Origin of the sequence: Clostridium sp. AM34-9AC, from assembly GCF_003480225.1 — a bacterium.
Classification (GTDB): domain Bacteria; phylum Bacillota; class Clostridia; order Lachnospirales; family Lachnospiraceae; genus Acetatifactor; species Acetatifactor acetigignens.
The window spans coordinates 75,606-85,079 of the sequence record NZ_QUIU01000016.1 but is presented as its reverse complement, the minus strand read 5'-3'; the positions used below and the strand labels follow the sequence as shown (position 1 = coordinate 85,079).

The window sequence follows — 9,474 nt, the reverse complement described above, 5'->3', positions numbered from 1 at the left end:
TTCGTGGATTTTGCCAATGTATTTCACTAACTCTCAATTTATTTCTCTTCCACCGGAATCTGCTTCAGATTCTCCACGGGTTCCAGGATCTCATTACTGCGGATGTCGATGATGGGGCCGCCGGTTCCTTCAATGTACTCTCTGGTAATGGTAACCCTTCCGATGTTATCATCCTTCGGGATCTCATACATGATATCCAGCATGAAGTCCTCGATGATGGAGCGCAGGGCTCTGGCACCGGTATCGCGCTTCATTGCCTTCTCGGCAATGGCATCCAGGGCATCGTCTGTGAACTCCAGTTTTACCTCATCCAGCTCCAACAGCTTCTGGTACTGCTTAAGAATCGCATTCTTCGGCTCTTTCAGGATCTTCACCAGCATATCCTTTGACAATCCCTGTAAAGTACAAATGATCGGCAGACGACCGATAAATTCCGGAATCATACCAAACTTGCGGATATCCTCCACAGTCACCTTGGATAAAATATCGGTATCTTTATCGTATTTATCCTTCAGTTCCGAGTTGAAACCGATGGATGCGGTCTTGGTCAGGCGCTCCTTGATGATCTCGTCCAGATCCGGGAACGCACCACCGCAAATAAACAGAATGTTACGGGTGTTCACCGTTGCCAAAGGTACCATGGCATTTTTGCTGTTGGCACCTACCGGCACCTCCACTTCCGCACCTTCCAGAAGCTTCAACATACCCTGCTGTACACTCTCTCCGCTGACATCCCGGGAGTTGGTGTTTTTCTTCTTGGCGATCTTGTCGATCTCATCGATGAAGATGATACCTTTTTCCGCCTTTTCTACGTCATTGCCCGCCGCTGCCAGCAATTTGGATACCACGCTCTCAATATCATCACCGATATAACCGGCCTCAGTCAGAGAGGTGGCATCAGCAATAGCCAGAGGCACATCCAGAAGTTTTGCCAGTGTCTTTACCAGATAGGTCTTACCGGAACCGGTGGGGCCGATCATGAGGATGTTGGACTTTTCGATCTCAATCTCATCCATAGTGTCAGTGGCCACTCTCTTGTAATGGTTGTATACTGCTACGGAGATGACCTTCTTGGCTTTTTCCTGTCCTACCACGTATTCATCCAGACTGGCCTTGATCTTATGAGGTGCCGGAATGTCCTTGATATTGAATACCGGTTTGGGACCTTCCGCCTTCTTTTTCTTCTTGAGTTTCTGCTTGTTGGGAATACCGCCGTCTCCCTGAAGATCCGCCAGATTCACAAAACTGATGTTGGGGAATCCGTTCTGTCCGTTAAACTGGTTGAAATCATTGGGATTGTTCAACATTCCCTGATAATCGAACTGGCTCACAGTCTCCATGGTCTTGTGCATGCAATCATCGCAGATGCAGATATGGTTGGGCAGCTTGAACATTCTGCCGGCTTTGCTCTCCGGTCTGCGGCAGATAAAGCAGACATCTTCGTATTCGCTGCTGTCCTTTTTGTCCTCTGACTTTTTTTCGGTGGAATTTTCTTTTGCAGTATCCGCCACCTGTGTGTTTCCATTATTTTTTTCGTTATCCTGAGTTTCACTCACATTGGTCTCTGTTTTTTCCTCCTCAGGGATCACTTCTCTATAATCATCATTATAATTATCTGTCATGTTATTCTCCTCTTTGTTTCCTACCACTATTCCGCAGTGTATCTCGGTAACACTTCGTGTTCCCTCGATATCCGGGCTTCGTCCTATCATCCCCGGCTCCAAAGCATCTTCGCAGTGTATCTCGGCAACACTTCGTGTTCCCTCGATATCCGGGCTTCGCCCTATCATCCCCGGCTCCAAAGCATCTTCGCAGTGTATCTCGGCAACACTTCGTGTTCCCTCGATATCCGGGCTTCGCCCTATCATCCCCGGCTCCAAAGCATCTTCGCAGTGTATCTCGGCAACACTTCGTGTTCCCTCGATATCCGGGCTTCGCCCTATCATCCCCGGCCATTACGCAATAATGCCTGCAAGCAGTTATATTGCATAATACCCGTGTCTGACACTTCTCATTGCCTACGCTTATTATACTCAATGAAGTAGCGGGGCACAAGTTAAGTTTTTCTAAACCATTTATAACTATTCATATTTTGGTAAATATTACAAGACCCGGGCAAAACCATATGTCTCGCCCGGGTCTCTTTCTATTTCCTTTTATTTACCTGTTATTTCTTTATTTCTGGCTTGCAGGTCTGCTGCCCAGTGTCAGATTCAGCTCGATGGATACATATTCACCGTTCTGAGGTCTCTGTACCGTTACGGTTACGGAATCACCGACCGCATAATACTGTAACGTTTTCTGCAGATCAGAGTAAGAAGAGATACTGCTGCCGTCAAATTTGGTAATGATATCACCTTTCATGATACCGGCATTGGCTGCTGCGCTGCCTTCCTCTACAGATACTACATAGATACCTTCCGGCATGTTGTACATCTGGGAGATCTGGGAAGTTACTTCCTGCAGGGAGATGCCGATGTAACCGACTTCATCCTCAGCTACCTTGGTTCTGGTCTGACGCTCCATCAGATCTGCAATGATAGGACTTGCCGAAGTAATCGGGATAGCATATCCCATACCTTCTACGGCAGTACCACCGATCTTGTTGGAGTTGATACCGATAACCTCACCATTCATGTTCAGCAGTGCACCGCCGGAGTTACCGGGGTTGATGGCTGCGTTGGTCTGGATGAAAGTACCGGTAGAGCCGTTCTCCAGACCGGTAGAGCCGTTCTCCAGAGTGATCTCACGATTCAGGGCACTTACAATACCGTTGGTAACAGACTGACCATAGCCAAGGGCATTACCGATAGCGATGACCGGCTCACCAAGCTTCAGATCATCACTGCTGCCAAGTGTTGCTACTGTAATAGCATTCTTGGTATCATCACTCAGATCATTTAAAGATACTGCGATCACTGCCAGATCCATGTCGGAATCCAGTCCTTTGACCTGTGCCTGTGCTTCACTGCCATCGATAAAAGTAACGGTCAGAGTATCTGCACTCTCTACTACATGATTATTGGATACGATCAGCAGTTCATCATCGGTCTTACCTACAATGATACCGGAACCACTGGCTGCTTCTTCCTGTGTGTACTGCTGTCCGAAGACATTGGCTGTCTCGGTAAAGTTATTTACGATGGATACCATGGCAGGCATTACTTTTTCTACCACATTGGATACATCGGACTCTACATAAGTAACATTGGTAGCCAGCTGTGCACTCTGGGTACTTTCTGTCGTTGCCTCAGAAGCGATCTCATCTACCACTGCGGTATCTGTGCTGGTCGTAAACATCCCGGTTCCCTGCTGTACTGCATAGAAACCGATTCCTGCGAACAGTCCGAAGAACAATCCCAGGCTGACACTTACCATTGCCTTCCGGAAGTAACCGCCATGTTTTTGGGTTTTCTTAGGCTCCGTATTGTTGCTGCCTGTGGTTCCGCCCATCTGATAAGTGGTGTAACCATTCGTGCTTCCTGCTGCACTCTGGGTAGTACTATGATTTTCATAGCCATAACTGTTTTCTGTTCTTGTCTCATTCAGATCTGCTCCACTGAATGTACCGGTTGTATTTTCATTGCCGGTTCCGTAACCGGAAAAATTATCATTCTCGTACATATTGCTTCCTCCTATCCTGTTGCAAGTGAGAAACTCTTTTTACCATTACCTGTTTCATTTCTTCCTCTCACCTTATGAACACAGTATATCCGTCAATTGTGTCCGAATTGTGATAACTTTCTGAAGCAATTATGAATCCTGAAAAAACAGAGAGTCTGTTCTGCCTGCAAGCAGTCTCTCTATGGGTAAGTTATTACACTCTACTCAACAGTAACGGATTTTGCCAGGTTTCTGGGTTTATCCACGTCACAGCCGCGTCCCACTGCCACATAGTAGGAGAACAACTGCAAAGGAATGATTGCCAGAGAATTGGTAAAGTACGGATTGGTCTCGGGGATGTATATTACATAATCCGACGCTTTCTCAATGGCCTTGTTGCCTTCAATGGTGACTGCCATAACAAAGGCTCCTCTTGCTTTTACTTCTACCATATTACTGATGGTCTTCTGGAACAGATCCGGCTGGGTTGCCAAAGCCACTACCAGCGTACCATCTTCGATCAGAGAAATCGTACCATGCTTCAGTTCTCCAGCTGCATAAGCCTCGGAATGAATATAGGAGATCTCCTTCAGTTTCAAGGATCCTTCCAGTGAAATCGCGTAATCAATACCGCGTCCGATGAAGAAGATATCTCTTGCTCCCACGTAACGGTTGGCAAAATGCTGGATCTTCTCCTTCTGTCCCAGAAGCAGTTCGATCTGATCCGGCAGGCATCTTAAATCTGTCAGCATACCGGCGAACTTCTCCTGATCAATAGTACCACGTACCCTGGCGAATTTCATAGCCAGCATGTAAAGTGCAGTTAGCTGTGCACTGTAAGCCTTGGTGGTAGCCACTGCGATCTCGGGACCTGCCCAGGTATACATAACACTGTCTGCCTCTCTGGCAATGGAGCTTCCCACCACATTGACAATGCCCAGTACCTTGAAGCCCCTTTCCCTGGACTCTCTCAGTGCTGCCAGAGTATCTGCCGTCTCACCGGACTGGCTGATGACAATGACCATATTACCCTTCTGAAGAATCGGATCACGATAACGGAATTCACTGGCCACATCCACTTCTACCGGGATTCTTGCCAGACCCTCGATCACATATTTTGCGGTAACTCCGGTATGATATGCGGAGCCGCAGGCCACAATATGGATCTTCGTGATCTCTTTGATCTCTTCATCACTCATGTTCAGCTCTTCGATCACAATATCATTATCCTTGATTCTCGGAGAGATGGTATCGTTGATGGTCTTCGGCTGCTCATAGATCTCTTTCAGCATGAAGTGCTCATATCCAGCCTTTTCTGCCGCATTGGCATCCCAGTCAATGGTCACCGGCTGCTTCTCGATCTCTTCCTCATCCACGGAGAAGAAACGCAGACTACCCTGCTGTAATTCCACAACTTCCTGATTGTCTACATAATATACGGTTCTGGTATATTTCAATATCGCAGGAACATCGGAAGCGATAAAGCTGCCGTTGTCGCTCTTTCCCACGATCAGCGGGCTGTCCTTGCGGGCTGCAAAAATCTTATCCGGCTGATCTGCAAACATGATTCCCAGCGCATAAGAGCCTTCCACACGATGAAGCACCTTCGTGATGGCTTCCAGAGGATTTCCCTTGTAATAATAGTCTAACAGATGTGCCAATACCTCGGTATCAGTCTCGGATACGAACTGATACCCCTTATCCTGCATCTTTTTCTTCAGGGGAATATAGTTCTCGATAATGCCGTTGTGTACCACGGCAATGGTTCCCGCATTGTTCATATGCGGATGGGAATTGATATCGCTGGGAGCTCCGTGAGTTGCCCAACGGGTATGTCCGATACCGGAGGTTCCTTTCATATTCTCTCCGCCGTGGGTCAGGTTCTCCAGAACCTTAAGTCTTCCCACTGCTTTTCTGGTGTTGATCTTCTCACCGTCAAAAATCGCCATACCTGCGGAATCATATCCACGGTATTCCAGCTTGGACAGACCGTCCAGAATGATCGGCGCTGCCTGTTCTGTTCCAATATAACCTACAATACCACACATAGTCATACATCCTTTCTGTTCTGTTTCCAGTATTCCTTGTTGGAAGTAAAAGCAAGTACCCATTTTTTCGGGAGCCTGCGATAGTTCTTTCCCAGTAAATAACCTGCATATTTACAGGCGCATTGCATATAAAAATGGGGCAATCCGGCAGACATATGGTTGCTGCGCAAATATACCGTCACATCTTTCACCATTCGTTTTCCCTCGGACTCCGAAGGATATGCTGCAAAAATCTCGGGATGCTCTGCCTGCGATACTCCCAGGTCAAAGTTTCTGTGGAACTGCTGCCCGTTGGTATAATTATGAGAATGTACCACCTGCGCATCCGCCGCATAAGCCACAGAGTATCCTGCTTCCACCGCCTTTGCCGCATAGATCATATCTTCATTAAATATCGTATGTCTGACGAACCCGCCCAGTTCCTCATAGATCTCCCGGCGATAGGCCGCACAGACATTGGAGCAGAAAAAGGTCTTGATCCCCAGGCTGTCCAGGTCTGCTGCCGATTTGATCCGGGACTTTGCCGGATAGTTAAATTCTCTGGTATAGCTCTCCACCGGTGTCGAATCCTCTCTGGGCAGCTGTCTCGCATAGGCCACCGCCACTTCCCCCTGCAGGGGTTCCACCAGTTTTTCGATCAGCCTGTCATCTTTCGGCATGGCATCCTGTGTCATCATCACGAAGACATCCGCAGAAGACTTTTTTACTCCCATCCGTCTCGTACCGCCATGATCGAACTCTCTTTTGGATACATGGTATACCTTGATATTCTGATAGGTTTCCAGAAATCTGATTCCGTAGATCAGCTGATCAAAATATTTTTCTTCCGTATTCAGAAGAATCACCTGATGTACCGGTACGCTCTGACTGCCCAGTTTATCCAATAATGTAAATAATTCTTTTCCCGGCTTATACAGGGGAATGATCACATCTATCTCCATGTCAGAGCGCTCCTCACTTTTCCAATCTCTGGTTCATTATACTTTAACTCTTATTGCGGCACAAGCCTTTTCCTACTGTCCAAGAGGATTATAACCTTCTGGGTAATGCACAAGGGAGCCCCGGCAGATTCCGGAAGACTCCCTTGTATTCCTGTTGCTTTACTCTATACACTGTTTCTTACTTATTCATATAAGGTGATGTGTCAGATTCAATCTTATTGCTGTATTCCTTCACGTTGCTGGTTACGGAATAGTTGGCATCATCAAACAGGAACTGATGCAGCCATACTACATTGCTTTCGAGATTTACCGGAATAACACAGCTTCCCTTTGCACCGATATTGCCGGTGTCACGCATGGTCTCTTCGGGGAAACCTCCTTCGTCCACTATGCGATAATTTGAAATATTGCTCAGCAGATCCAGGATGTCCTTGGAATCCAGACTGGTGTAAATGTCGTCGATGGCACTGTTGAATACCTTGGACAATGTTGCATAATCTGCTTTCTTTGCCTGATCTTCGATTGCCTGAATGACTTCACGCTGACGGGCAGCACGCTTAAAGTCGTTACCAGCGGTATAACGGATACGGCAGTAAGCAGTAGCCTGCAGACCATTCAACAGCTGCATACCGGTCTCAGTTACCGGTGTATAATCGCATTTCAAAACTTCTGCAATACCGATCTGATAGTTGTTGATATGCTTGATCTCCTCAGAGTCCACATCAATATAGATACCGCCCAGACCGTCGATCACTTCGCTCAGTCCTTTATAGCCTACGGTCACAAAGTTCGTAATATCCATATCCAGATTCATGTTCAGCATCTTAACCGCCTGCTCTGCTCCGCCATAGGAATAAGCGGCATTGCATTTCTGGTAGGAATCCGTACCGATATTCAGGTACGTATCACGATATACGCTGACCAGTTTGATATCACCGGTATCCATGTTGATGCTGGCGATCATGATACTATCGCTTCGGCTGCCCTTGTACAACAGGCTTTCCTTGGTGGCATCCACACCGAACAGGGCAATGTTCATATAGCCCTTCATAGTTTCATCCTGCTGCACCTCTTCGGGAATCTGAAGTTCTTCTGTCTCCAGAACGGTTACCTTGGGGCCCTCATTGCTGGTATGAGTCATTACCAGATACAATACTGCTACCATGAACAGGATCACTACGATCTCTACGCCAAAGATGATAACCTTTCTTCTCTTCTTGGCTGCACGCTGTTTGGCAGACATTCTCTTCTGTCCGTTCGCAGCTCCGGTTCTCTGTCCACTGCCGGCAGGTCTCTGACCGCTTCCGGCGGGTCTCTGTCCTGTAGGTCTCTGTGCGCTTCCGGAAGGTTTTCTTCCGCTTCCGGCAGGTCTCTGACCATTGCCGCCATTGTTGTTAGAATTTGTTGCCATCTTGTCTTCTCCTTGTACTAATAAGCATTTTTATTAATAAATCCTGTAAAGAACGTCATAAGAATGATCTTGATATCAAATCCAATGGTCCAGTTCTCAATATAGTAAATATCATATTCGATTCTCTTCTTGATGGAGGAATCACCGCGCAAGCCATTCACCTGTGCCCATCCGGTCAGTCCCGGCCGTACCTGATGTTTTACCATGTAACGGGGAATCTCTTCCTTGAACTTTTCCACAAACTGCGGTCTTTCCGGTCTGGGACCGACCAGACTCATATCTCCTTTTAAGATATTGAACAGCTGGGGAAGTTCATCGATACTGGTACGTCTGAGAACCTTACCGATACCGGTGACTCTGGGGTCATTGCGTACCGTCCATCCCTTTTTCTCTTCCGCCGCCGTCTGCATTGCCATGCTGCGGAATTTGTACATATAAAACGGCTTATTATGAAGTCCTACCCGTTCCTGCTTAAAGATCACCGGTCCCGGGCTGGACAGCTTTACCAGAATTGCTGATATGAGCATGATCGGTGAGGTAATAATGATACCGAAAATGGAACCAACGATATCCATTGCCCGCTTGATCACCATATTGCCTGTGTTCGTCAGCGGTACATACCGGATATTGATCACCGGTAATCCCATCAGATCCTCCGTATAGGGTCTGCTGGGGATCAGACTGCTGTAATCCGGAATGAATTTGGTGTGCACCCCGGATTTCTCACAGATATCCACCACACCTTCCAGATAATCATAATCCTTCAGGGAAAGTGTGATTGCGATTTCATCCAGCTTGTTCTCCGGAAGGATGTATTCCAGATTACCAAGCGTTCCCAGTACTTTCACTCCCTTATAGGTCGTGCCGCCCGGGATGTGCTCATCCAGAATACCACACACTACATATCCCCATTGGGGATTGCTGAGGATTCTGTCGATATATTCCTCCGCCGCCCGGGAATAACCTACCAGCAAAATGTGCTTCAGGTTGTACCCCTTTTTCCGTATGGAACGCAATGCCTTGCGCATGATGATACGGAATACGGAAGTCAGAAAAACATTCAGGACATAAAAAATTGCCATGACAGATCGTGAAAAATTGATCTCACGGATGATCATATACAAAATAATGATCAAAGCCGCCAGGCCAATGGTATTCGCCTGCAGGATACTGTATATCTCATGTCTGCGGCGAACCGTACGCTTCGGGGAATACACACTGCACCGGTAATACAGGAACATATAACCGGGTACAATAAAGGGAAGCAGCATATAATAATCCTGCACCGGCAGGACACCGATCCCCGGACCGTCATTTAAGATATAAAATTTGATATAATAGGCAAGGACAAAAGATGCTGCCGTGATCAGCGCATCTATTATCACAAGAAGCCTGTTAAAGACTTTCTGGTTGTCTTTTATCATACGGGTCACCCAATCTTTAAGTCCGAAAAGCTTCTTTTCAACGATTT

Annotated in this window: 6 protein-coding genes; all 6 read right to left on the bottom strand. The window is 47.1% G+C overall.

Translation table 11 applies throughout. The features are described from left to right. Window positions 1–38: 38 nt before the first annotated feature. Complete coding sequence (gene clpX, locus DW835_RS10925) at window positions 39–1,622, bottom strand: ATP-dependent Clp protease ATP-binding subunit ClpX (RefSeq protein ID WP_118731101.1); 1,584 nt, start codon at window positions 1,620–1,622, stop codon at window positions 39–41. Window positions 1,623–2,175: 553 nt separating this feature from the next. After that, window positions 2,176–3,624, bottom strand: coding sequence for a trypsin-like peptidase domain-containing protein (locus tag DW835_RS10920; RefSeq protein WP_118731100.1), 1,449 nt, complete (start codon window positions 3,622–3,624; stop codon window positions 2,176–2,178). 200 nt (window positions 3,625–3,824) lie between these two features. Beyond that, a complete protein-coding gene (glmS, locus tag DW835_RS10915) occupies window positions 3,825–5,651 on the bottom strand; it encodes a glutamine--fructose-6-phosphate transaminase (isomerizing) (protein WP_022313599.1) in 1,827 nt (608 codons plus the stop codon). A 2-nt stretch (window positions 5,652–5,653) separates the two neighbouring features. Further along, window positions 5,654–6,592, bottom strand: coding sequence for a glycosyltransferase family 2 protein (locus tag DW835_RS10910; RefSeq protein WP_117467071.1), 939 nt, complete (start codon window positions 6,590–6,592; stop codon window positions 5,654–5,656). 178 nt (window positions 6,593–6,770) lie between these two features. Then, window positions 6,771–8,003: an LCP family protein gene (locus tag DW835_RS10905; RefSeq protein WP_118731099.1), complete on the bottom strand. Its 1,233-nt coding sequence runs from the start codon at window positions 8,001–8,003 to the stop codon at window positions 6,771–6,773. 17 nt (window positions 8,004–8,020) lie between these two features. Next, the gene (locus tag DW835_RS10900) at window positions 8,021–9,427 is read right to left on the bottom strand and encodes an undecaprenyl-phosphate glucose phosphotransferase (RefSeq protein WP_117467076.1); all 1,407 of its coding nucleotides are present in this window, start codon (window positions 9,425–9,427) and stop codon (window positions 8,021–8,023) included. Window positions 9,428–9,474 lie beyond the last annotated feature (47 nt).